General features: G+C 65.3%; 21 protein-coding genes. 12 read left to right on the forward strand and 9 right to left on the reverse strand.

From position 1 onward, the window contains the following. Positions 1-56: 56 nt before the first annotated feature. Complete coding sequence (locus tag NLM25_RS21255) at positions 57-1,529, reverse strand: YdiU family protein (RefSeq protein ID WP_254138253.1); 1,473 nt, start codon at positions 1,527-1,529, stop codon at positions 57-59. Positions 1,530-1,726: 197 nt separating this feature from the next. Here NLM25_RS21255 and aspS point away from each other — a divergent pair, with 197 nt between their 5' ends. Beyond that, on the forward strand, positions 1,727-3,499 hold the full coding sequence (gene aspS / locus NLM25_RS21260; RefSeq protein WP_254118795.1) for an aspartate--tRNA ligase: 1,773 nt from the start codon (positions 1,727-1,729) through the stop codon (positions 3,497-3,499). Positions 3,500-3,648: 149 nt separating this feature from the next. On the opposite strand, the gene NLM25_RS21265 is transcribed toward aspS, so the two are convergent. Next, positions 3,649-5,619, reverse strand: coding sequence for a hypothetical protein (locus NLM25_RS21265; protein WP_254138254.1), 1,971 nt, complete (start codon positions 5,617-5,619; stop codon positions 3,649-3,651). 245 nt (positions 5,620-5,864) lie between these two features. Between NLM25_RS21265 and NLM25_RS21270 the strand changes: the two genes are divergently transcribed. From NLM25_RS21270 to NLM25_RS21280, 3 genes are all read left to right on the forward strand, one after another. Beyond that, a complete protein-coding gene (locus tag NLM25_RS21270; protein ID WP_254138255.1) occupies positions 5,865-8,174 on the forward strand; it encodes an NADP-dependent malic enzyme in 2,310 nt (769 codons plus the stop codon). 310 nt (positions 8,175-8,484) lie between these two features. Next, positions 8,485-8,937 (forward strand): DoxX family protein, encoded by a 453-nt coding sequence (locus tag NLM25_RS21275; protein ID WP_254138256.1) that lies wholly within the window; start codon positions 8,485-8,487, stop codon positions 8,935-8,937. A gap of 217 nt (positions 8,938-9,154) precedes the next feature. Beyond that, positions 9,155-10,549, forward strand: coding sequence for an outer membrane protein (locus NLM25_RS21280; protein WP_256570719.1), 1,395 nt, complete (start codon positions 9,155-9,157; stop codon positions 10,547-10,549). A 15-nt stretch (positions 10,550-10,564) separates the two neighbouring features. Here NLM25_RS21280 and NLM25_RS21285 read toward each other — a convergent pair whose 3' ends face one another. From NLM25_RS21285 to NLM25_RS21300, 4 genes are all read right to left on the reverse strand, one after another. Beyond that, positions 10,565-11,116: a dihydrofolate reductase gene (locus NLM25_RS21285; protein WP_254138258.1), complete on the reverse strand. Its 552-nt coding sequence runs from the start codon at positions 11,114-11,116 to the stop codon at positions 10,565-10,567. A gap of 7 nt (positions 11,117-11,123) precedes the next feature. Then, on the reverse strand, positions 11,124-12,137 hold the full coding sequence (locus NLM25_RS21290; protein ID WP_254141230.1) for a polysaccharide deacetylase family protein: 1,014 nt from the start codon (positions 12,135-12,137) through the stop codon (positions 11,124-11,126). A 165-nt stretch (positions 12,138-12,302) separates the two neighbouring features. Further along, entirely contained in the window at positions 12,303-12,872 is a 570-nt protein-coding gene (locus tag NLM25_RS21295) for a glutathione peroxidase (RefSeq protein ID WP_254138259.1), read from the reverse strand. Positions 12,873-12,963: 91 nt separating this feature from the next. After that, positions 12,964-14,628: a L,D-transpeptidase family protein gene (locus NLM25_RS21300; RefSeq protein ID WP_254138260.1), complete on the reverse strand. Its 1,665-nt coding sequence runs from the start codon at positions 14,626-14,628 to the stop codon at positions 12,964-12,966. A gap of 210 nt (positions 14,629-14,838) precedes the next feature. Between NLM25_RS21300 and NLM25_RS21305 the strand changes: the two genes are divergently transcribed. Continuing rightward, entirely contained in the window at positions 14,839-15,387 is a 549-nt protein-coding gene (locus tag NLM25_RS21305) for a CreA family protein (RefSeq protein WP_254138261.1), read from the forward strand. On the opposite strand, the gene NLM25_RS21310 is transcribed toward NLM25_RS21305, so the two are convergent. Beyond that, positions 15,377-15,586, reverse strand: a complete 210-nt coding sequence (locus NLM25_RS21310; protein ID WP_254138262.1) for a hypothetical protein — start codon at positions 15,584-15,586, stop codon at positions 15,377-15,379. The two genes, NLM25_RS21305 and NLM25_RS21310, sit on opposite strands and share 11 nt — an antisense overlap. Positions 15,587-15,942: 356 nt before the next feature. Between NLM25_RS21310 and NLM25_RS21315 the strand changes: the two genes are divergently transcribed. Both NLM25_RS21315 and NLM25_RS21320 read left to right on the forward strand, forming a co-directional pair. Further along, positions 15,943-16,164 (forward strand): hypothetical protein, encoded by a 222-nt coding sequence (locus tag NLM25_RS21315; RefSeq protein WP_254138263.1) that lies wholly within the window; start codon positions 15,943-15,945, stop codon positions 16,162-16,164. A gap of 47 nt (positions 16,165-16,211) precedes the next feature. Next, the gene (locus tag NLM25_RS21320) at positions 16,212-16,577 is read left to right on the forward strand and encodes a hypothetical protein (protein WP_254138264.1); all 366 of its coding nucleotides are present in this window, start codon (positions 16,212-16,214) and stop codon (positions 16,575-16,577) included. A 4-nt stretch (positions 16,578-16,581) separates the two neighbouring features. On the opposite strand, the gene NLM25_RS21325 is transcribed toward NLM25_RS21320, so the two are convergent. Both NLM25_RS21325 and NLM25_RS21330 read right to left on the reverse strand, forming a co-directional pair. Next, positions 16,582-16,827, reverse strand: a complete 246-nt coding sequence (locus tag NLM25_RS21325; RefSeq protein WP_254138265.1) for a DUF6719 family protein — start codon at positions 16,825-16,827, stop codon at positions 16,582-16,584. 67 nt (positions 16,828-16,894) lie between these two features. Beyond that, on the reverse strand, positions 16,895-18,364 hold the full coding sequence (locus tag NLM25_RS21330) for a PLP-dependent aminotransferase family protein (RefSeq protein ID WP_254138266.1): 1,470 nt from the start codon (positions 18,362-18,364) through the stop codon (positions 16,895-16,897). Between the two features lie 75 nt (positions 18,365-18,439). Between NLM25_RS21330 and NLM25_RS21335 the strand changes: the two genes are divergently transcribed. The 5 genes from NLM25_RS21335 to kynU all read left to right on the forward strand — a co-directional run bounded on the left by NLM25_RS21335 (position 18,440) and on the right by kynU (position 23,657). Then, a complete protein-coding gene (locus tag NLM25_RS21335) occupies positions 18,440-19,165 on the forward strand; it encodes a pyridoxamine 5'-phosphate oxidase family protein (RefSeq protein ID WP_254118808.1) in 726 nt (241 codons plus the stop codon). Positions 19,166-19,219: 54 nt separating this feature from the next. Next, on the forward strand, positions 19,220-20,497 hold the full coding sequence (locus NLM25_RS21340; RefSeq protein ID WP_254138267.1) for an ArgE/DapE family deacylase: 1,278 nt from the start codon (positions 19,220-19,222) through the stop codon (positions 20,495-20,497). Positions 20,498-20,747: 250 nt separating this feature from the next. After that, on the forward strand, positions 20,748-21,557 hold the full coding sequence (locus NLM25_RS21345) for an alpha/beta hydrolase (RefSeq protein WP_254138268.1): 810 nt from the start codon (positions 20,748-20,750) through the stop codon (positions 21,555-21,557). 34 nt (positions 21,558-21,591) lie between these two features. Beyond that, entirely contained in the window at positions 21,592-22,431 is an 840-nt protein-coding gene (gene kynA / locus NLM25_RS21350; protein ID WP_254138269.1) for a tryptophan 2,3-dioxygenase, read from the forward strand. Positions 22,432-22,442: 11 nt separating this feature from the next. Further along, positions 22,443-23,657 carry a kynureninase gene (kynU, locus tag NLM25_RS21355; RefSeq protein ID WP_254138270.1) on the forward strand — a complete coding sequence of 405 codons (1,215 nt, stop codon included), beginning with the start codon at positions 22,443-22,445 and terminating at the stop codon, positions 23,655-23,657. Positions 23,658-23,751: the final 94 nt, after the last annotated feature.

Genomic DNA, 23,751 nt, shown 5'->3' on the forward strand with positions numbered 1-23,751 from the left:
GAAAGCAGTGGTGGATTGCGCCTTCGGCTAATCCACCCTACGCACCGAGTTTGTGGTCACGTCCCGCAGAACGTCTGCAGCACGCGCTGATCCGGCAGCGGCGGGTCGGCGTAGGCGGCGTAGTCCGGCTGGTCGTCAAATGGCTTGGCCAGCACCTTCACCAATTCCTCGAACGGCGCGTAGTCGTCGTTGTTGACGGCGGCCTGGATCACGGCTTCGACGCGGTGGTTGCGCGGGATGAAGATCGGGTTGACGGCGTGCATCGCCGCTTGCCGTTCGGCTGCGGTCTGCGGCTCCAGCGCGATGCGCGCGCGCCAGCGTCCTGCCCATTCGTCGAAGGCTGCGGGCTCCATGAACTGGGCTCGCACATCGGCGCCGACATCGCCTGCGGCGTCGCCGAGCTTGCGGAAGGTGAGGGTGAAGTCGGCCTGGTTCTTGGCCATGGCGTCGAGCAGGTCCTGGATCAGCGCCTCGTCACCGTCGTGCTCCCTGAACAGGCCGACCTTTTTGCGCAGGCCGGCCTGATAGGCGTTGCTGAACGTCTCCGAGAAGGCGCCGAGAATGTCCTGCGCTTCCGCGACCGCCTTCTCCTGGTCGTCGGAGAACAGCGGCAGCAGGCACTCGGCCAGGCGCGTCAGATTCCACAAGCCGATGCGCGGCTGGTTGGCATAGGCGTAGCGGCCCATCTCGTCGATCGACGAGAATACCTGCGCGGGGTTGTAGGCATCCATGAAGGCGCAGGGGCCGTAATCGATGGTCTCGCCCGAGATCGAGCTGTTGTCGGTGTTCATCACGCCATGGATGAAGCCGACCAGCAGCCATCGTGCGACGAGCTCGGCCTGACGTGCGACCACGGCGGCGAGCAGGGCGTGATAGGGCCGTTCCGCTTGCAGCAGGTCCGGATAGTGGCGGGTAATGACGTGGTCGGCGAGCCGGCGGATGGCGTCGGTGTCGCGGCGGACGGCAAAGAACTGGAAGGTGCCGACGCGGATGTGGCTCGCGGCGACGCGCGTCAGCACGGCGCCCGGCAGCGCGGTCTCGCGGATGACGTGCTCGCCGGTGACGACGGCGGCGAGCGAGCGCGTGGTCGGAATGCCCAGCGCATACATGGCTTCGCTGACGATGTATTCGCGCAGCACGGGGCCAAGCGCGGCCCGGCCGTCGCCACGGCGGGAGAACGGGGTGGGGCCGCTTCCCTTGAGCTGGATGTCGCGGCGGACGCCGTCCCTGTCGATGACCTCGCCGAGCAGGATCGCCCGGCCGTCGCCGAGCTGGGGTACGAATTGGCCGAACTGGTGCCCGGCATAGGCCATGGCGATCGGATCGGCCCCGGGGGGAACCGTCTTGCCGGCCAGGATTTCGGCGCCTTCCGGCGTCTCCAGGAGGTCCGGATCGAGCCCGAGCTGGACCGCCAGGGGCCGGTTCAGCTTGATCAGCCGGGGGGCGGCGACAGGGGTCGGCGCGACGCGGGCGAAAAAGCTGTCCGGCAGCGCCGAATAGGAGTTCTGGAAGGGGAAATGAACCGTCATGGCCTCAAGATAGGGCTGGAACGGCTGATGGCAAAGGCTTGGACCCCGATCGGCCAAAAATGGACGTCCCGGGGCCCAAAACGGGGCGTTCCCTTGGTTGCCGCCCCCGGCCTCGTCGGGTAAACCCTGCCGCAACTTCGGACTGGCCGTGACAGGCCGTTCGATTCGCTTCCTCCGACATTGATTTTGGGACGACCATGCATCGCTACCGGTCACATACATGCGGCGCGCTCCGCGAGAGCAACATCGGCGAGACGGTCCGCCTGTCAGGCTGGGTCCATCGCGTTCGCGACCATGGCGGCGTGCTGTTCATCGACCTGCGCGACCATTACGGCCTGACCCAGTGCGTGGTGGACCCGGACTCGCCGGCATTCTCGCAGGCCGAGAAGCTGCGTTCGGAATTCGTGGTGCGGATGGACGGCAAGGCCCGCCGCCGCCCCGAAGGCACCGACAATGACGACCTGCCGACCGGCAAGATCGAGATTTATGTCAGCGAGATCGAGGTGCTGGGCCCGGCCGGCGACCTGCCGTTGCCGGTGTTCGGCGACCAGGAATATCCGGAAGACATCCGCCTGAAGTACCGCTTCCTCGACCTGCGCCGCGAGAAGCTGCACCAGAACATCATGACGCGCGTCGAGATCATCAAGTCGATGCGCCGGCGGATGGAGGGGCAGGGCTTCTTCGAGTTCAACACCCCGATCCTGACCGCCTCCTCGCCGGAGGGCGCGCGCGACTTCCTCGTCCCCTCGCGCATCCATCCCGGCAAGTTCTACGCGCTGCCGCAGGCGCCGCAGCAGTACAAGCAGCTGCTGATGATGTCGGGCTTCGACCGCTATTTCCAGATCGCGCCCTGCTTCCGCGACGAGGACCCGCGCGCGGACCGTCTGCCGGGCGAGTTCTACCAGCTCGACGTCGAGATGAGCTTCGTCACGCAGGAAGACGTGTTCGCGGCGATGGAGCCCGTGATTACCGGCGTGTTCGAGGAATTCGCCAAGGGCAAGCCGGTGAGCAAGAACTGGCGCCGCATTCCGTTCGCCGAGGCGCTGCGCAAATACGGCAGCGACAAGCCGGACCTGCGCAACCCCATCGAGATGCAGGACGTCTCCGAGCATTTCCGCGGCTCCGGCTTCAAGGTGTTCGCGCGCATGCTCGAAGATCCCAAGAACCAGGTCTGGGCGATCCCGGCACCGGGCGGTGGCTCGCGTGCCTTCTGCGACCGCATGAACTCGTGGGCGCAGGGCGAGGGCCAGCCGGGCCTCGGCTACATCATGTGGCGCGAGGGCGGCGAGGGCGCAGGTCCGCTGGCGAACAACATCGGGCCTGAGCGCACTGCCGCGATCCGCGCGCAGATCGGCACCAAGGAAGGCGATGCCGCCTTCTTCGTCGCCGGCGATCCCGACAAGTTCTGGAAGTTTTCGGGCCTTGCCCGCAACAAGGTCGGTGAGGAATTGAACCTCACCGACAAGGAGCGGTTCGAGCTCGCCTGGATCGTCGACTTCCCGATGTACGAGTACAACGAGGACGACAAGAAGGTCGACTTCTCGCACAACCCGTTCTCGATGCCGCAGGGCGGTCTCGACGCGTTGAAGGGCCAGGACCCGCTGACCATCAAGGCGTTCCAGTACGACATCACCTGCAACGGCTACGAGATCGCCTCGGGCGGCATCCGCAACCACGTGCCGGAAGCGATGGTGAAGGCGTTCGAGATCGCAGGTTACGGCGAGCAGGAAGTGGTCGATCGCTTCGGCGGCATGTACCGCGCCTTCCAGTTCGGCGCCCCGCCGCATGGCGGCATGGCGGCCGGTGTCGACCGCATCGTGATGCTGCTCTGCGGCACCAATAATCTGCGCGAGATCTCGCTGTTCCCGATGAATCAGCAGGCGATGGATTTGCTGATGGGCGCGCCGTCGGACGCCACGACCAAGCAGCTCCGCGAGCTGCATGTGAAGGTGAACCTGCCGCAGAAGTGACGGTCTCGTGCCCCGGACGCAGCGCAGCACGTAGTGATGCGCTGCTGAGCCGGGGCCCACGTCTCGGCGCACATTGGCCTCTTTGGGTCCCGGCTCTGCGTCGCACCGCTTACGCGCTGCGCCGCGTCCGGGACACACTGCGCCTTTCTCTACAGCCCCGTCGACGCCTCGATCCTGAACTGCGTCAGCGCGGCGATCGGCTCGCTGTTCAGGGCATCCACGAGCTGAAGCACCGGCACCTTGCCGCGCGGGGTCAGCTTGATCGTGAGCGTCTGCCCTGACGTCTCGACGAATCCGGCGAGCGCGTCCACGGCCACCCGGGCATCGACGTTGGAAGCCGCGAGCTTTTCGCCCTGAGCCCTTATCATCTCGACGATGGCGCTGCGCGCGGCATCGCGGCTGACATTCTGCATGCGCGAGAACTGTGCCACGACGAGATCGACGACGCCGCTGTCGCGCAAGGAGAGCTCGATCGCGCCGGTTTCGATCTGCGCCGCCTGGCCCATGGCCTGCACCGGGTCGGTCGTGAACAGGCCGCGCGGCACATTGGCGAGCGCGAAGCGGGCCTGCGCCCTGGCGAGATTACCGAGATCGATGGTGGCAGGCGCAAGCGCGAACGCGCCCGATGACTCCGTCCAGGCCGCACCGAGATCGAGGTCGATCGCGAGCTTGTCCACGCCCGCCATGATCAGTGGCCGCTGCGCCGGATTGGCGGGATCGGTGGGCGTGACCATCTTCACGACCAGGTTGGCCTTGCTCGGGATCGATCCGACCAGCTGGCTCCAGTTCAGGCTGATCGTGTCGATGGTGACGAGCTGCCGCGTGTTCTTGAAAGGAGAGACCACGCCCTTGATCTCGGCGCCTTCGAGCACCCGGAACAGTCCCAGCATCTGGTCCGGCGAGGGGGCCCGTCCGGGATTGCTGAGGCTGGCCGCCCAGCGCATCAGATTAGCCGCGCTGAAGGACTTCAGCGCGAAGCGCTCCATCTTGAACTGCCCCTGCGGGGCGGGCGTATCGACGCCCTCGACCGCGAACTCGCCGTCGCGATACCTGACGGAATTGACCCTGGCGATTCCTTGCGGTGTGCCGACCGACGTCTTGCCGATTTCGGCCCGGCCGATGCGAAAACCCTCGTAGAATCCAGCAAGCTTCTCCAGCAGTTCGCGCGCTTGTGCCGGCGTTGGAGCGGCTGAGTTTTCCTGCGGCAGCGCCGCAAGCATGTCGGCGAGCCGGAATTTCGACGGCTGCACGGCGATGTCCTCGATGGTGAAACCGTCGATATCCACGCGCATTCCCTGTGCCGACTTGAGCACATAGGGGCCGGTCGAGACGCGCCGGTAGACGCGGCGATAGCTGTCGTCACCGGTCGTCTGCGGATCGAGTGCGGCGCGGATCACGCTCGCGTCAAAATCGTTGACGATGATGTTCGACAGTTCGCCCGTCAGCTTGTCCGGCTTGCCTGGCTGCTTCACGTCGATCGAGATGACGGCGCGGTCCGCCTTCATCGCATCGATCTTGCCATCTTTCAGGTTCTGAATCGCCAGCCCGGAATAGGTGATCTCGCCGCTGCCGGCGGCGCCGCTGCCGGAATCGAAGCTCATCGTCAGTGCCGGGGCCGTGAGCGAGGATGTCGTGACGCCTGCGTATTGATCGAGCACGTAGCGGTACATGTCGATCAGGGAGCCGCCGGCCGGCGCATTCCCGGCGTGAATGGGACCGGCGTAATCGCGCAACGTGAGCTGCGGCACCTTGTAGGAGACCTTCAGCTTTGCCGGACCGGCCTGGTCCAGCGCGACTTCGAAACCGGTGATGTCGATGCTGTCAGCCGAAAATCTGAGATCGTCGATCAGGCGAACGCCGCCGGCCTTGATGCCGGCGATCTTGATCTGCGCCTGCTGCTCATTGCCGGGCGCAAGCGCGACGTCCTCGATCGTCAGGGTGCGGCTCGTCGTGTCGAACGTCACCTTGCCGTGGCTCGCCTTGCCACCCTGCTTGCGGATCTGCTCGAACGCCGCTTCGACCTCGGCAGTGGCCCGATACGTGGCGTAGAGGTTGAAGCCGAACCATCCGCCCGCGGCGAGCAGGACTGCCACGATCAGGCCGATGAGGATCCGCTTCATTCCCAGCTCCAGTTGCTCGTTTTGCACTGCGCAACCTGCCATATTCGGGAAATGCCACGCGGTCCAGGGAAAGCTAGCGCTATCAGATATTTGACCGTGTGCCCTGTTGATGGGGCCGCAATCGGATGTTGCCACCGGGGCGCCCGCCGTGCTTCATCCCGTTTCCACGACCCGGAAATAGCGTCCGCTTGGGCGGTCGCTCCGGATGATGCATTTGTGGCCGGTAACGCGAGGCGAGACACCGCATGTCGTCCTTTTCTGATGATCTCCACCAGGCGGCGCTGGCCTATCACCGTCTGCCGCGCCCCGGAAAGCTCGAGATCCAGGCGAGCAAGCCGCTCGCCAACCAGCGCGACCTCGCGCTCGCCTATTCTCCGGGCGTTGCCGCCGCCTGCACCGAGATCGCCAAGAACCCGGCCGAAGCCGCCACGCTCACCACCCGCGCCAACCTGGTCGCGGTGGTCTCGAACGGCACCGCGGTGCTCGGCCTCGGCAATATCGGCCCGCTGGCTTCCAAGCCGGTGATGGAGGGCAAGGCGGTCCTGTTCAAGAAGTTCGCCGGCATCGACGTGTTCGACATCGAGATCGCCGCCGACACCATCGATCGCGTGGTCGAGACGGTGGCGGCGCTCGAGCCGACCTTCGGCGGCATCAATCTGGAAGACATCCGCGGACCGGAGTGCTTCGAGATCGAGGCGCAGCTGAAGGAACGCATGAAGATCCCGGTCTTCCATGACGACCAGCACGGGACCGCGATCATCGTCGCCGCCGCCATCACCAATGGCCTTCGGCTGAACGGCAAGAAGCTGTCCGACGTCAAGATCGTGGCGTCGGGGGCAGGGGCCGCAGCGATTGCGACGCTCAATCTGCTCGTGTCGATGGGCGCGCAGCGCAAGAACATCTGGGTCTGCGACATCGACGGCCTCGTGCATGAGGGCCGCAACACCACGATGGATCGCTGGAAGGCGGTCTATGCGCAGAAGACCGACAAGCGCACGCTTGGCGATGTCATCGGCGGCGCCGACATCTTCATCGGCCTGTCGGCACCGGGCGTGCTGAAGCCGGAGATGGCCAAGGCGATGGGCGAAAAGCCCCTGATCATGGCGCTCGCCAACCCGACTCCCGAGATCATGCCTGAGGAAGCGCGCAAGGTGCGCTCCGACGCCATGATCTGCACCGGCCGCTCCGACTATCCGAACCAGGTCAACAACGTCCTCTGCTTCCCCTTCATCTTCCGCGGCGCGCTCGACGTCGGCGCCAGCGCCATCAACGAGGAGATGAAGCACGCCGCCGTCGAGGCCATCGCGCAGCTCGCGCGCGAGGCGCCGTCCGATGCGGTGGCGCAGGGCTTTGACACCGGCGAAACGCAGGGCTTTGGTCCCGGCTCGCTGATCCCGAGCCCCTTTGATCCCAGGTTGATCCTGCGCATCGCGCCCGCCGTCGCCAAGGCTGCGATGGAGTCCGGCGTCGCGACGCGGCCCATCACCAATTTCGATGAGTACACCGCGCTGCTCGAGCGCTTCGCCTTCCGCTCCGGCCTCGTCATGAAGCCGATGTTCGCCAAGGCCAAGACCCAGCCGGTGCGCGTGATCTACGCCGAAGGCGAAGACGAGCGTGTGCTGCGTGCGACGCAAGTCGTGCTGGAGGAGAAGCTGGCGACGCCGATCCTGGTCGGCCGTCCGTCGGTGGTCGAAGCACGCATCAAGCGCTTCGGCCTGTCGATCAAGGCAGGCAAGGACTTCGACCTCATCAATCCCGAGGACGATCCGCGCTATCGCTCTTATGTGCAGTCCTATGTCGAGGTCGCCGGCCGCCGCGGCGTGACGCCGGACGCGGCGCGCACGGTGGTGCGCACCAACAACACGGTGATCGCCGCGCTCGCGGTCACGCGCGGGGAGGCGGATGCGATGCTCTGCGGCGTCGAGGGCCGCTACATGAGCCATCTACGCCATGTCCGCGAGATCGTCGGATTCTCGCCTGGAATCAGCGACTATGCGGCGCTGGCGCTGCTGATCACCAGCAAGGGTGCGTTCTTCATCGCCGACACGCAGGTTCGCCCCAACCCGAGCGCGGAAGAGCTTGCCGAGATCGCTTCGCTTGCGGCGGTCCACGTCCAGCGCTTCAACATCAAGCCGAAGATCGCCTTCGTCTCGCATTCGGATTTCGGCAGCTATGACACCGAGTCCTCGCGCAAGATGCGCCGGGCGACCCAGCTGTTGAAGGAGAAGCATCCGGAGATCGAAGCCGACGGCGAGATGCAGGGCGACACCGCGCTCTCCGCTGCTGCGCGAAAGATGGTGTTGCCGCACTCCAAGCTGGAGGGCGAGGCCAACATCATGATCATGCCGGGCCTCGACACCGCCAACGTCGCCTATCAGATGATCAAGTCGCTGGCTGATGCGCTGCCCGTCGGTCCGATCCTGGTCGGCCCGGCGCGCCCGGCGCATATCCTCACCCCATCGGTGACCGCGCGCGGCATCCTGAACATGACCGCCGTCGCGGTCGTCGAAGCGCAGGAACGCGCGGCCCGGCAGCAGCCGACGTTGTTTACGTAACGTCATCGGTGGTGCAAACCCTTCTCCCCTTGTGGGAGAAGGTGGCGCGAAGCGCCGGATGAGGGGTTCTCTCCGCGAGTCGCGATCGCAAGAGTTTTCCGTGCCGATAGAAACCCCTCACCCGTCTCGCCGCGTCGCGGCGAGCCACCCTCTCCCACAAGGGGAGAGGGCAAGCAGCCCCGCCTCGCCAGTTTTGAATTACTTTCAGTTCCTCATTTCCCCGTTTGAAAACCGCAAGCGGACTCTCCATAATCCCTCGGTGCTTTCGTCCAAATTCCGGTTTCAAAAAGCCTGAGCCAAGAGGCCGATCATGCCAGCGTTCGTGACTTTCGGGCGGATCCTGTTCGCCGTGCTGTTCATCTACACGGGCGCGACCAAGCTCTTTGCCATCCAGACGACGGCCGATTTCATAGCCACCAAGGTCGTGGTGCCGGAAGTGATCGCGCCTTACGCCAAGCAGATCGAGACGGCGACTGCCATGACCACGCCGCAACTGTTGGCGATCGCGGTGGGCGCGCTCGAGGTCATCGCGGGGCTGATGATCGCGCTGAACTTCGGCGCGCGTTTCTTCGCATTGCTGATGATCATCTACGTCGCGGTCGCGACCGTGCTGTTCTACGACTTCTGGAACCAGGCGGCGCCCGACAACGCCAAGATGCTGGTCGACGCGCTCAAGAACCTGTCGATCATCGGCGCGCTGTTCATGATCATGGGCTTTGGCCGCGCCACGCGCTCGGCCGAGACGGCTTACGGGGACGTCTAGCCGAGCACGCGCCTTCACGCGCCGATCGCGTGAACCTTCATTCACACATTATGGCTTTGAGATCACAGCGGTTCCGCAAAATCGCGGACGCTGTGGTGCGCGCACGTTTCTCGCCTTGTCGGACTCTGCTGGAACCGAATACTAGCTGTCGGTCGGTTGTATGGGCGCAACCGGCACGGGGCGATAGGGGCGGCACTTGGTTTATTCGAAGCGACGGTTGGCGCGTGCGGTTGTTGTCCTGGGAGCCGCGCATGTCGCAGCCTTTGCCGTAACGGCAGCTCGCGCAGCTGACTTGCCCGTAAAGGCGCCGCCGCGATTGGCCCCTGTGGCGAACTGGACCCAGTTCTATGTCGGCGGCGGGCTGGGCTTCGACTTCGCGACGGGCCGCTCGAACCTTGCGCCGGTCGGTGGCGGCGCGGATCTGTTCACGCTCGACGGTCTGCAGGGCGCCGATCTCGGACTATCCGTCTTCGCTGGCTTCGACGTCCAGGTCGCGCCGCGCGTCGTGATCGGCGGCTTTGTCGATTACGACTGGTCGCGCCAGCGCACGACAGCGAGTGCCGGCGGCGCCGCTTTCGGCCAGAGCCTGAGCGCGGCGCTGCCGTCGCTCGATCAGGGCTGGACCATCGGCGGCCGTGCGGGATTTCTGGTGACGCCCGATATCCTGCTCTATGGCCTTGCCGGCTACAGCGAGATGCGGATCAACAATTGGAGCCTCAATTATGTGATCCTCGGGGGTGGTCCCTCGTTCACGGCGCAGGAACCGGCGCTGACGTCGCACGGTTACACGGTCGGCGCGGGCGCGGAATATCGCCTTGCAAGCAATGTCTCGCTGCGCGGCGAATACCGCTATGTCGCGCTGGGCCGCAACACGACGGTCGACCCGCTTGGTGCGGTCTGGACCACGGACCTGTCCGAGCATGTGGTCCGGATCGGCGCAGCCTATCGCTTCGGCCAGTTCGGCGGACCCGCGACTGCCTCCGCGGCACCCGCGCTGAAGCCGATCTGGACGGGCGTTTATGTCGGTGCGGGCATCGGCGGCGATGTCATCACGCCCCATATCGCGGGCTCGTTCGCCGGTGTGCTGGATCTCAACGCGTCCGGCCTCGGCGGCGCCGATGTCGGCGGCACGTTCACGATCGGCTACGATCGCCAGGTCGCGCCGCGCTGGGTCCTCGGTGCATTCGGGCTGATCGATGCCGGGACCAATGGTGGCGCCAAGGTCAAGGCCTCCGGCGGAGGTGCCGAGATCTCGTCGGATCTCGCCGCGGTGAAATGGGGGTGGACCGTCGGTGGACGCGTCGGCTATCTCGTGGCGCCGGAGACGCTGGTCTATCTGCTCGGCGGCTACAGCGGAACGACGGCGCAGTCGATCTCGTACAATTTCCTCGGACTTCCCGGCACCGCACCGACACGGGAATATCACGGCGCGACCTTTGGCGGCGGCTTCGAGCGCTTCTTCACCGACAGCATCTCCGCCCGCGCCGAATATCGCGTCACGCATCTCGGGACGCGAGACGATCTGGCGTCTGATTTCATGACCAGCTTGAGCGCCGGCGGCACGGTGCACACGCTGCGCGGCGTGCTAGCCTATCACCTTCCGGCGCCGTAGCGCGGATCGCCTACGCTAGGCTCGGCGCCACGGCGTGACGGTGACGTCATGCGCCGCGTCGAGCACGAACGGCGCGCCCGGCTTCATGCCGTGCGACGCCAGCACCTCGTGTGGCGTCCGCTCCGGCACACCGACAAAACAGCCTTCGCCGCCAGGCAGCAGAAGATGCGGGGCTTCCGACAGCCAGAACGTGTCGTAGCGATCCATGAACATGTCGAACACGACGGGGCCGCCGATGATCGCGACGGTGCCGGAGGCGACGTCGGCGAAGGCGCAGGCCTCCTCGAAGCTGGCATGGTCCGGATTCCACAGCGTCGCGTTGGGCATCTCGGGATCGACGGTCAGGGCCTTGATCTTGTGGGTCAGGACCAGCCGCTTGCGCTTGGGAGAGTTCGGCTGCTGCTCGTGCGAGTGGCGGCCGTGCACGATCAGCGCGGCACGATCGAGCGCCTGCTCGAAGAACAGCTTGTCGCCTTCGAACTTCAGGCTGTCGGGCATGACATGGCTGGCGTCGGCAAGCATGCCGTCCGCCGAGATGATGACGTAGCCTTCGAAACGGAAAGACAATTGCCGGCTATTCGGAAACGGTCGTCACCACGGAATTGACCGGGCGCTGGCTCACCGTCGGCAGCTTGACGTCCTTGAGCAGCTCCTGGTCGTATTCCGGCAGCGTCGAGGCCGGGAATTTGGCGCGCATCGCCACCACCTTGTAGCCGCCGGCCTTCAAGCGCTTGAGCAGCTCGGGCAGGGCTTCCGCAGTGTGCTTCTGGAAGTCGTGCATCAGGATGATGCCCTTGCCCTTGGTGTCGAGCTTCTTCATCACGGTCTCGACCACCTTCTCGGGCTTGGAGGCCTTGAAGTCGAAGGAGTCGATATCGCAGGAGAAGATCGCGACGTTGCGGTTGCCGAGATAGGTGACCATCTCCGGCGGATGCTGGAGCGCCGGGAAGCGGAAGAACGGCGAGGGCGAGATGCCGCCGAGCGCCCACTTCACTGCCGAGAATCCCTTCTCGATCTCTTCCTTGCGCTGCGCTTCCGTGAGCTTCTTGTTGTTGAGATTGGCGTGCGACCAAGTGTGCGCGCCCACGGTATGCCCGGCCGCGTAGACCTGCTTCAGGATCTCCGGCTCATAGGTCGCGTGCTTGCCGATCGAGAAGAAGATGCCGGTGGTGCATTCATCGGCGAGGGCCTTCAGCACCGCGGGTGTGTTCTTGGGCCAGGGGCCGTCGTCGAAGGTCAGCACGACCTCGTGGTCGCGCAGGAAGTCGAGCTCCTTGAAGTGCTCGAAGCCGAAGCCGGGACCGCCTGTCGTGTCGATCTCGACGGTGCGTGCGACACCGAGCGCGCCCGGTGTGTTGCAAGCCGCGCGAGCGGGCTGGGGAGCCTGTTTCGGAGGGGGCGGGAACGCCGGCTGGGCTGGAGCGGCGGCGGCAGCCGCCGGAGCGGGCGCAGGTGCGGCGGCTGGCGCTGCTGCCGGCGGCGCCTGGGTGGCTGCCGCGGGCTTTGCGGCCGGGGTCTGCGACCACGCTACGCCTGCCATCGCAACTGACATCGCGCTTGCCAAAATCAGTCCTGCCGCCACACGCATGGTGATGTCCTCGAGATTGATCCCGTTGTTCCGCCGTGGCTTTTCGCCTGCGGCAAAACCTTCCTGCCCCTGGTCGTCGTAGCCTAGATGGTGGGCCCTCGTCATTGCAACGGCTGTTTGGTGCCCCGCCACAATTGTGCCCAACCGGATTGAGGGCGCGACGTGTCAGCTATCGGCCAACGCCTTGGCAATGGCGGTCTTGACCCGCGTGTCGGCCGGATCGACCGCCGATGGAAAGACTTCGGCAATGTAGCCGTCGCGGCCGATCAGATATTTATGGAAGTTCCAGCGCGGAACCTCGCGGGGACGCGCTTCGGCCGCCCATTTGTAGAACGGATGCGCCTTCGCGCCGACCACCACAGCCTTGGCCGCGATCGGGAAGGTAACGCCGTATTGGTGGTGAGCGGTCTCCGTGATCTCGCTGGTGCCGCCGGGCTCCTGTCCGCCGAAATCGTTGGAGGGCACACCGATCACGGTAAGGCCGCGCGCGCGAAACTCGTTCCAGATCTCCTGGAGGCCGGCATATTGCGGGGTGTAGCCGCAGAGCGAAGCGGTGTTGACCACCAGCAGCGGCTTGCCGGTGAAGGCAGCAAGGCGAATGTCGTCGCCTGACAACGCTGGAAAGGAGAAGGCGTAGGCCGAGATCCGGCTCATGCCGCCATCGGCGAACGCGCGCGTCACAGGCGCAAACGCGCCTGCAAGCGTCGCAGCGAGCATGTTTCTGCGGTTCATCATGACGGTGTCCCCCGCGAAATGACCGCGGACATGTTACTCCGCCGGCGCGATCCGGCCGCTCAACACCGCGTTATCGGGCTCGGCGCCTCGATCAGTACAGGCGGACGATGAAGTCGGTGCCTTCCCCGGTCTCGCCCTGGTTGATGCCCTGGTCGGAGACGATGATCGAGCCGCCTGATGTCAGCATCTCGTTGATCTTCGCCATGGTGTCGGCGGGGATCGAGATCCGGTCGAGTGCCTCGGCCGGGCTGTCCGGCGTGACCACGGGCTTGGTAACAGGCTTGGCGGCGACGGGAATCACGTCGGCGCCACGCTGGCGGCGTGTGACGCGGCTGTCATCCTCGCGCGCGGCGGCGCGAGCGGTGACCGGCAGCGACACCACCGACCAATGCAGCGCATTGGTGTCGGTCTTGTCGACCTCCGCGGTGAAGACGTGCGTGCCGAGCGGCCGGTCGCTCGCAGCGATCGTGACGGGCACCTCGAACAGCGGCGCAAAGTTCTGCCGCACGTAGAGCTTGGAATCCTTGCGGCTGATGAAGACGGCAATCTGGCCCGCCCGCTTGGGCGCTTCCGGCTTTGCCGCTGGCGCGGGATCGGCGGCGCGGGTCTCGTCTTTCTTCGCCTCGGGCGTGCCGGCCAGCGCGGGCGCGGCAGCCGATGCGTCAGGCTTCTTCGCGGCGTCAGCAGCTTCAGTCTTGACCGGTTCAGCTTTCGCGGGCTCGGACTTTGCGGCTTCGGACTTCGCTGGCTCGGTCTTGGCAGCCTCGGTCTTGGCGGCCTCGACCTTGTCAGCGGGCTTGGCTTCGGTCGTCGCGGGTTCGGCCGGCTTGGCCGCGCCAGCCGCCTCGGCAGTCCTTGTCTCGGATTTGGCAGGCGCTTCGACCTTGTCGGCCGATGCTGCGGCATCTTCGCGGGCCGTCGCATTGCCGGTGGTCACATCCGACATCACGGTGTGGCCGACAGATGCGCGCAGCTCGAGCACGCTGTCGGCGGCGCTGGCGGTCTTCGTCTCGACGGCTTCGCTGGCCTTGGTTCGCGCGGCGCCCTTGTCGGCCTTGTCGCCGGCATTGGTCTGCGGCTGCAGGCTGGCGGCGGGCTGCGGCGGCACGCGCACCGAGGCGAGCAGCGGATGCGAGAAGTTTTGCGGCGACATCTGGCCGGGCGAGACGATCACGCGCGCGCCCATCCTGGTCCAGTTCCACATCTTCACCGCGAACGCCATCGGCATGCGGATGCAGCCGTGCGAGGCCGGATAGCCCGGCAGCACGCCGGCATGCATGGCGACGCCGGACCAGGTGATCCGCTGCATGTACGGCATCGGCGCGCCGCTATAGATGTTGGAGTGGTGGAATTTGTGCTTCTGGATCACGCTGAATACGCCCATCGGCGTCGAATGGCCCTTCATGCCTGTCGACACCGGCGATTCCGCGAACACGCCATTGGTATCGTAGACCGTCACCTTCTGCCGGTCGATCGACACGACGATCACGAGCGGACCTTGCGGCTTGGTGCCGGCTTCCTTCTCGGCGACGACCGCTTTCTTGCCGGCCGCACTGCGCTTCTGCGGCTTCTGCCGGGGAATGTCGGGATACCGTTCCTGCCGGGCGGTGTAGGACCCGTCGGAGTAATCGCTCCAGTAGTAGAACGCCGCGTCTGCCTGGCTGGCCGTGCCAATCGCACCTGCCGCCGTCAAAATGGCGACCTGCCAGAGCCGGGCCGGCACGACAGAAAAACGGGACTCGTTCACGCTATTCATTTCCTCGAATCCACAGTCCAATCAGAGATTAGTCTCGCAGAGGGGATACTCGTTCACCAGCAAGGCAGTTCTGCGATCATCGTCTTTTGTCCAGGACGTAGCAAAAAAGCCTCACGGAGCGGTAAACAGCGGCCGTGTCGGCTCGCCGGTCAGTCTTCCTGACCGGCCGCCTCATACCTACATTGCTGGGACTTGTTACCGGAGAACTTCATGTCATCTCGTTTCCCCGGTCTTTCCGGCATCCGCTTGAAAGGCCTCGCATTATTCCTCTTGGCTCTGACTGTGCCAGCGACTTCCGCAATTGCCGCCGACGAGCCCGATCTGATCTTCCGCCGCTCGACCGTGTTCAAATGGATGAGCCCGAATGACAAGCTCGCGACCTATGGCCTCGACGACCCTGAAGTCGATGGCGTGGCCTGTCATTTCACGGTGCCGGAGAAGGGCGGCTTCAAGGGCTGGCTCGGCCTTGCCGAGGAGGTCTCGGACATCTCGCTGGCCTGCCGCCAGATCGGCCCGATCAAGTTCAAGAGCAAGATGGAGCAGGGCGACGACATGTTCCGACAGCGCCGCTCGCTGTTCTTCAAGAAGATGCAGATCGTGCGCGGCTGCGACGCCAAGCGCAATGTGCTGGTCTACATGGTCTATTCGGACAGGCTGATCGAGGGCTCGCCGAAGAACTCGACCTCGACGGTGCCGATCATGCCGTGGGGACCGGCTGACGCCAACGTCCAGAAGTGCGGCGAGTTCTTCACTCAGTGACGATGGCGCGGCTGGCCTGCGGCTTTACGTGGTGCGAGCCGGTCAGCCGCACGAATGCTTGGGGCGCGGCTTCGTAGCCGCGGCCCGACTGCAGGGACATTGCGCCGCCTGAGGCGGCGCGGCCGCGAATGGGTTGTTGGTCGGCGCGGTCCGTCGGCAGATTCGCCTCGCGCGTCGCTGCGCGATCTTGCGCCATCATGATGGCCATCCCTCAACTTGAATGCCCGGTGATTCCGGGTTTCTCGGTTTTCGATGGCTTGGGTCGCGCCAAAAGCGCCCCCGGTTCGACAGGACCCAGCCCTCGTTTGGGCTTATCTTCAGCAGAAAAACGTAAAATGCATGTGAAGTGCGGAAGGCGCGCGTGTGACGGCGCGCCGTGTGGGGACCTGCTCCAAGCGCGAACAGTGCTTGCCAGGCCACTTTGATCCGCGGTGCGACCCGCCTGAAAAGATTGGGATTTTTCGCCGAATGTTTCGTCGTCCAGGTCGCGACGAAACAATTCACGCAAAGACGAAACCATTTTGCGCTTTTGGCGCATCACGCACGAAACCGCCCATGGTTATCAGCTTCGCAACGACGACGGCGGCACCGCCGGCCACGGAATTCGGAGACAAGACCATGCGCGCGCTCAGCTTCATCCTTGCCTTCGGTTTCGTGCTCACCGGCTCCTCGTTCGCGGGTTCGCCGGACGGCAGTCTCCCGGGTGTCGGCACTTTCCAGTACAGCGGCTCGCCGGTCTCGGCGCCGCAGCCGATCGTGGTCGCCGCGCGCTTCTGATCGCCCGTCAAGAAAATCACAAGAAAAACCAGCCGATAAAGGCCATCATGATTGTTCGATTCTGCGCCGCAGCATTCGTTTCGCTTCTGACGATGAGTGCTGCCTATGCGCAGGTGCGGGCTCCCTCCAGGCTACCGGATCCCCGCGGCGAGTTCGTGCGTCAGTGTGCGCCGCGGATGCTCGGGCGCTGGGAGCATCCCGAGGCGGTCTGCAGCTGTCTGCATGATCACGCCGCTGCGGCCGTCGAGGACCGCGATCTGCGCGAGGCGTTGTTGCGGGGCATCAGCGAGACCGGGGTGCCGACGATCGAGACCGATTGGGTGCCGGCGTCCAAGCAAAGCGAGATCGGCCCGACCTTCACCAAGATCGCCAAGCCGACCCTTCAGTGCATGTTCGATCCGGCGAAGTCTTAAGTCCTCACTTCGATTTCGGACCGTAGCGCGGCACGCAGGCGCTGGTCCGCGCCACGCCCTTGTCGGTCATCTTGGCGCCACGCACTTCCTTGACCTGCCCGGCGGGGCAGGTTCCGTCATCCACCTGCACGCGCTGACCGAGCTTGAGATCAGTGATGTCCTGCTCGCGGCCGACCGTGACGGCATGCGCCGTCGTGGCAAGCGCGATTGAGATCAGGAGCGAGAGGCAGGTTGCACGGCGGAGAAGCATGATGAGAGGTCCCGGCATCGATGCCGCAATCTAGGGACGCCCTCGCGATTCTGACAGTAAACCTTTGTCACGCCCGCCGGGCCGATTTGCCCTTCGCGCGCAAGGCCGCGCGTGATTCCCGCGCGAGGCGTTCCGCCGATGCCACGAGCTTCGGAACCGCGTGGCCGGAAAATCCCAGCACGAACCCGGGCAGGGGACGCGCGCGCGAATAGGTGTCGGCGAGCAGCCAGCCTTCCGCGCTGGCGGCCCGCTTGGCCTGCGCCGCGACCGCAAGATCGACCGACGGATCGAACCGGGCGACGAGGTGCAGCCCTTGCGACGGCACCGGCACCGACAGCATACCGTCGGACGCTGCCTCCAGCGTCTCGGCCAGCGCATCGCGTGCCTCGCGATAAAGCTTGCGCACGCGCTTCAGGTTTGCGGCGAACGCGCCGGAATTGAGCATGTCGGCCACCGCGCCTTCCATCAGCGTGCTGGGAAACCGGTCGAGCGCGGCGCGCGCGGCCGTGACGTCGGCGATCAGGCGCTCGGGCAGCGCGCAGTAGCCGATGCGCAGGCCCGGAAACAGCGTCTTGGCGAACGTGCCCATGTAGATCACGCGCTGCAGGTGATCGATGCCGGCAAGCGACATCAGCGGCGCGCCGTCATAGCGGAACTCGCTGTCGTAATCGTCTTCCAGCACGAAGGCGCCGGCTTGCTTCGCCCAGTCCAGCAGCTCGAGCCGCCGCGGCATCGACATCTGCACCCCCAGCGGAAACTGGTGCGATGGCGTCACATAGGCCGCACGCGCGGACGGCGCGGCAATGCGGCCCTTGGCGACACGCATCCCGTGCTCGTCGACGGGAACCGGCACGGCGCGATAGCCGCAATGCCCGATGGTGTTACGCGCGGCGGGATAGCCGGGATCCTCGCACCAGACCTGGTCGTTGGGCTTCAGGATCGCGCTCAGCACGATGCGCAGAGCATGCAGCGTGCCCGACGTCAGCATGATCTGGTCAGGGTCGCAGCGCAGGCCGCGCGCCGACAGCAGATGATCGGCGATGGCGGCACGCAGCTCGCGGCTGCCGCGGGGATCGCCATAGTGCAGATGCTCTGGCCCGAACGCACGCATGCGCCGGCCGACGAATGCGCGAAGGCGCTGCACCGCGCGCTCGTCGATGTGGGTGCAGCCGAGCGAGAACGCGCCCCGCTTTGGCGCTTCGACCACGACCTTCGGTTTTTTCGGCTCGGCCGCGCGCGCTGGAATCCGCGCGGCGACGAAGGTGCCGGAGCCGACGGTTGCGTCGGCAAAGCCGTCGGCGATCAGGCGTTCATAGGCGGTGACGACGGCATTGCGGCGGAAGCCCGTTTGCTTCGCCAGCGTTCGGGACGGCGGCAGCGGCTCGCCCGGCTTCACGAGGCCGGAGACGATCATCTCGCACAGCGCCTGATAAAGCCGGTGCGCCGCCGATGCGCCCGCCGTGATGTGCGCGCCTGTGAGGTCGAGCGGCAGTTCGGCCTTGGCGGGCGCAGGAGAATTGGTCGGAAATTTTTGCATGGAATTGGCACTATCGCAGACCAAATCGGCCGCTACAACTCTCCTGGAATTGTTCCAATCCCGACAGGAGCGGCCGTGAGCCAGAGCGAGAGCCAAACTTCCTATCCGACATCAGCGCGCAACCAGGTGAAGCGCCGTCACGACCGCGGCTTCTACGATCACGAGACCGTTCACCGCATCCTGGATTCCTCGATGATGTGCCATGTCTCCTATGTCATCGACGGCCAGCCTTATTGCACGCCGACCTTCTTCTGGCGCGAGGGGACGAAGCTCTATTGGCACGGCTCGAGCGCCAGCCGCATGCTGCGCAACCAGACCAGGGGCGAGCGCGTGTGCCTGACTGTCGCCCATCTCGACAGCCTCGTGCTGGCGCGCTGCGGCTTCAACCATTCCGCCGACTATCGCGCGGTGATGGCGTTCGGCACCGCCTATCTCGTCACCGATCCCGACGAGAAGGAGCGGGCGGTGATCGCCATGGTCGATCGCTTCTTCCCGGATCGCACCGCGAGCCTGCGGGCGAGCAGCACGCAGGAGATCAAGGCAACCTCGTTCATCGCGATGGAGATCGAGGAGGCCTCGGCCAAGGTCCGCGCCAAGGGTGTGGCCGACGACGACGAGGACTACGAATTGCCGATCTATGCCGAGCGCATTCCGGTCCGCACCGTGCTCGGCGCCCCGGAGCCGTGTCCGCGACTGCTCGACGGCGTGCGCCGGCCTGCGACGCTGAATGGCTACTCCGAAGGCCGTCTGCTCGAAGATGCATTGCGGGATGCCTATTTTGCAGAGTACCCGAACGGCTGAAATCGGCTAGCTTGCGCTCCTTCGATGATCTGAATGCCCGATTGGAGTTGCCTGATGAATGCCGAAACGCAGCGGAGGATTGTTGCCGCCGTCGATGCCGGCTTCGAAGCCCAGCTTGCGACCACAAGCGACTTCGTCGCGATTCCTTCGACCCGGGGGGCGGAGGGGCCGTGCCAGGACATGATCGGCGACCTCCTGCGCGCGCGCGGCTACGAGGTCGACGACTGGCACATCAATGTCGACGATCTCAAGGATCTGCGCGGCTTTGGTCCGATCGAGCATGATTTCTCCAGGGCACGCTCGGTGGTCGGCACCTATCGCCCGAAGACCGAGGCCGGCAAATCGCTGATCCTCCAGGGGCACTGCGACGTCGTGCCGGCCGGACCGCTGGAATTGTGGGACACGCCGCCATTCTCGCCCGTCGTCAAGGACGGCAAGATGTTCGGTCGCGGGGCCTGCGACATGAAGTCCGGCACGATCGCGGCGCTCTATGCGCTGGATGCGATCAAGGCCGCAGGCTTCAAGCCCACGGCGCGGATCCACTTCCAGTCGGTGATCGAGGAGGAGAGCACCGGCGTCGGCGCGCTCTCGACATTGCAGCGCGGCTATCGTGCGGATGCCTGCTTCATCCCGGAGCCGACCGGCGGCAAGATGGTACGTTCGCAGGTCGGCGTGATCTGGTTTCGCCTACGCGTGAAGGGCCATCCGACCCACGTTGCCTTCGCCGGCTCCGGCGCAAACGCAATCATGGCGGCCTATCATCTGATCCAGGCGCTGCAAAAGCTCGAGATCGAGTGGAACGAGCGCGCCAAGGCCGATCGTCATTTCAAGACGTTGAACCATCCGATCAACTTCAATCCCGGCATCATCAAGGGCGGCGACTGGGCCTCCAGCGTTCCGGCCTGGTGCGACGTCGATTGCCGGATTGCAGTGTTGCCGGGCTGGTCGATCGCCGATCACCAGAAGGAGATCACGGCCTGCGTTGCGGCTGCCGCGCGCAACCACCGCTTCCTCGCCAACAATCCGCCGGAGATCGAATGGTCGGGCTTTTTGTCGGAAGGGTATGAACTGACCGACGCCGCCGCGCCCGAGGCCGCGTTCGGCAAGGCCTTCAACGCCGTCTATGGCGGCGAAGTCGAAGACCTCGTCTTCACCGCGCTCACCGACACCCGCTTCTACGGCCTCAACCACGGCATCCCCAGCCTGTGCTTCGGCGCCAGCGGCGGCGAGATGCATGGCTTCAACGAATATGTCGACCTGGACTCGCTGAAAAAGTCGACCAAGGCGATGGCACTGTTCATCGCGGAATGGTGCGGAGTGGAGAAGGCGTAGCGGCGGTCGCAGATCTCGTAGGGTGGGCAAAGGCGCGCTTGCGCCGTGCCCACCCTCTTTCTTCAATCTTGATCGAAAGGGTGGGCACGCTTGCGCTTTGCCCACCCGACGGCGTCTCGGTTGGGTCGCGGGCTGCCTGAAACACGGGCTCGCCCAAATCCTTTAAGCTTAAAAGAAAGACTAGGATGCCGGCCTGACCGGTGGCAGACTGGCGCCCGGTTCGCTTGGCCTTGAGTCCTCGGGAGTCACGATGCGCGATTGGGATGATGCTTACGCCAATTCGGCCCATATCCCGGGCTCGGACAAGATGCCGGCGCAATGGGCCGAGCGGGCGGCGGCTTACCGCGCTGGGCTGAAAGATTTTCGTGCCGACATTGCCTACGGCCCGGGTGAACGCCAGCGTCTCGACCTGATCCTGCCCGACGGCGACAGCAAGGGCCTCGTCGTGTTCGTGCACGGCGGCTACTGGATGCGCTTCGACAAGTCGACCTGGACGGATTTGGCCGAGGGTGCGCGGCATCACGGCTGGACCGTGGCGTTGCCGAGCTACACGCTGACGCCGGCCGCACGCATCTCCGACATCACCGCCGAAATCACCGCCGCGATCGCCAAGGCGGCCTCGCTCGTCGCTGGGCCAATCCGGCTCGCCGGCCATTCCGCCGGCGGCCATCTCGTCACCCGCATGCTGTGCGACGACAGCCGGCTCGAGCCCGCCGTCTACAACAGCATCGCCGGCACGCTCTCCATCAGCGGCCTGCACGATCTGCGTCCGCTGCTGAAGACCAAGATGAACGAGACGCTGCGCATGACCATGGAGGAGGCGACGCTCGAAAGCGCGGCGCTGCATCTGCCGCGCGGGCATTCGTCCGTGACCGCCTGGGTTGGTGGCGGCGAGCGGCCGGAATTCATCCGCCAGTCCGATCTGATGGCCAATGTCTGGACCGGCTTCGACGTGCCGACGCGCCTCGTCGTCGATCCCGGGTTCAACCATTTCACCGTGATCGACGGACTGAAGGATCCGTCGTCGCCGATCACCGCGCGCCTGATCGGCCTCGACTGACGAGGCGAGGGATGATCGATCGAAAGGGCCTGCCATGACGTCCAGCGATTACGACCCCACAAAGGAAGGCGCCGAGACCGATTTCGCCCGACGCATGTCCTACGGCGACTATCTGGCGCTGGATGCGATCCTCGGCGCGCAGCATCCGCTCTCGGAAGCCCATGACGAGATGCTGTTCATCATCCAGCATCAGACCACGGAGCTGTGGATGCGGCTTGCCATCCACGAGCTCAGCGCCGCACGCCGCGCCATCGCCAAAGACGAAGTGCAGTCCGCGATGAAGATGCTGGCGCGGATGTCGCGTATCTTCGAGCAGCTCAACAACGCCTGGGACGTGCTGCGCACCATGACGCCCAGCGAATATACCCGTTTCCGCTCGCAGCTCGGCCAGTCCTCGGGCTTCCAGTCGCGCCAGTACCGGCTGATCGAATTCCTGCTCGGCAACCGCAACCACGCCATGCTCAAGCCGCACGCGCATGATGTGGAAACGACCAGGCTGCTCGAAGCGGAGCTCGCGACACCGAGCCTTTATGACGAGGTGCTGCGGCTCGCTGACCGCCACGGGCTCAAGATGCCGGCCGCGGTGCTCGCCCGCGACGTCCGCGAGACCCACAGCTTCAACGAGGGCGTGCTGCAGGCCTGGCGTATCGTCTACGAGGCGCCGGAGACGCACTGGATGCTCTACGAGCTCGCCGAGAAGCTGGTCGATTTCGAGGACTACTTTAGGCGCTGGCGCTTCAACCACGTCACGACGGTCGAGCGCGTCATCGGCTTCAAGCGTGGCACCGGCGGCACCGGTGGCGTCAGCTATCTCAAGCGCATGCTGGAGGTCGAGCTGTTCCCCGAACTTTGGCGCGTGCGCACGATTCTGTAGAGATGCCCAGGATGTCTACTCTCAAGGCCAAGCTTCGCGTCTATGACGACACCCGGGCCCTGTTCCAGCTGCCCGACGGGGTGGTCTATCTCGACGGCAATTCGCTCGGCGCGCTGCCGCTTGGCGTTGCCGAGCGCGTCAGCCACGTCATCACGGCCGAGTGGGGCAACGAGCTGATCCGCGCCTGGAACACCGCGGGCTGGTACGCCCAGCCGCGCCACGTCGGCGATCGCATCGCGCGGCTGATCGGCGCCGAAGCGGGCTCCGTGATGGTGGGCGATACGCTGTCGCTCAAAGTCTATCAGGCGCTCGCCGCCGCGCTCGACATGAACGCATCGCGCAAGGTCGTGCTGTCGGACACTGGAAACTTTCCGACCGATCTCTACATGGCCGAGGGCCTGATCGCGACGCTCGGCCGTGGCCATCAATTGCGCCTGGTGGCACCGGAGGAGATTGAGGCCGCGCTGTCGGAGGAGGTCGCGGTCCTCTACATCACCGAGGTCGACTACCGCACCGGACGGCGCCATGACATGGCGAAGCTGACTGCGAAGGCGCATGCGCTCGGCATCGTCACGGTCTGGGATCTCGCGCATTCGGCCGGCGCGCTCCCGGTCGATCTCGCCGGCTGCGGCGCCGATTTCGCCGCCGGCTGCACCTACAAATACATCAACGCCGGCCCCGGCGCGCCGGCCTTCCTCTACGTCGCGCCGCGCCATGCCGACAACGTGCGCGCCGCGCTGTCGGGGTGGATGGGCCACGCAAAACCGTTTGCGTTCGAGCTTGCCTACGCCGCCGCAGGCGGCGTCGAGCGGATGCGCGTCGGCACCCCGCCGGTGCTCGCCATGGCGGCGCTGGAGGCCTCGCTCGACATCTGGGACCGGGTCGAGATCGCGGAGGTCCGCGCCCGCTCGCTGGCGCTCGGCGACTTGCTGATTGCTGAAGTCGAACGCCGCTGCCCGCAGCTCAAGCTCGTTACCCCGCGCGCGCACGAGCGCCGTGGCTCACAAGTCTCCTTCGCCTTCGACGGCGGCTACGCCGCGATGCAGGCCCTGATCGCCCGCGGCCTCATCGGCGATTTCCGCGCGCCTGAGATCATGCGGTTCGGCATCACGCCGCTCTACATCGGCGAGAGCGAGATCGTGCGGGCGGCGGAGATCATCGAGGAGGTGATCGCAGGCGAGGTATGGCGGCGGCCGGAATATCAGGTCGTCAATGCGGTGACGTGAAGACGGTCGGCGACCCAGCCGTCGTTGCGAGGAGCTCTTGCGACGAAGCAATCCAGAAGCCCTCCGCAGGAGCAGTCTGTATTGCTTCGCTTCG

The sequence above is a fragment of the Bradyrhizobium sp. CCGB01 genome (assembly GCF_024199795.1).
Lineage (GTDB): Bacteria > Pseudomonadota > Alphaproteobacteria > Rhizobiales > Xanthobacteraceae > Bradyrhizobium.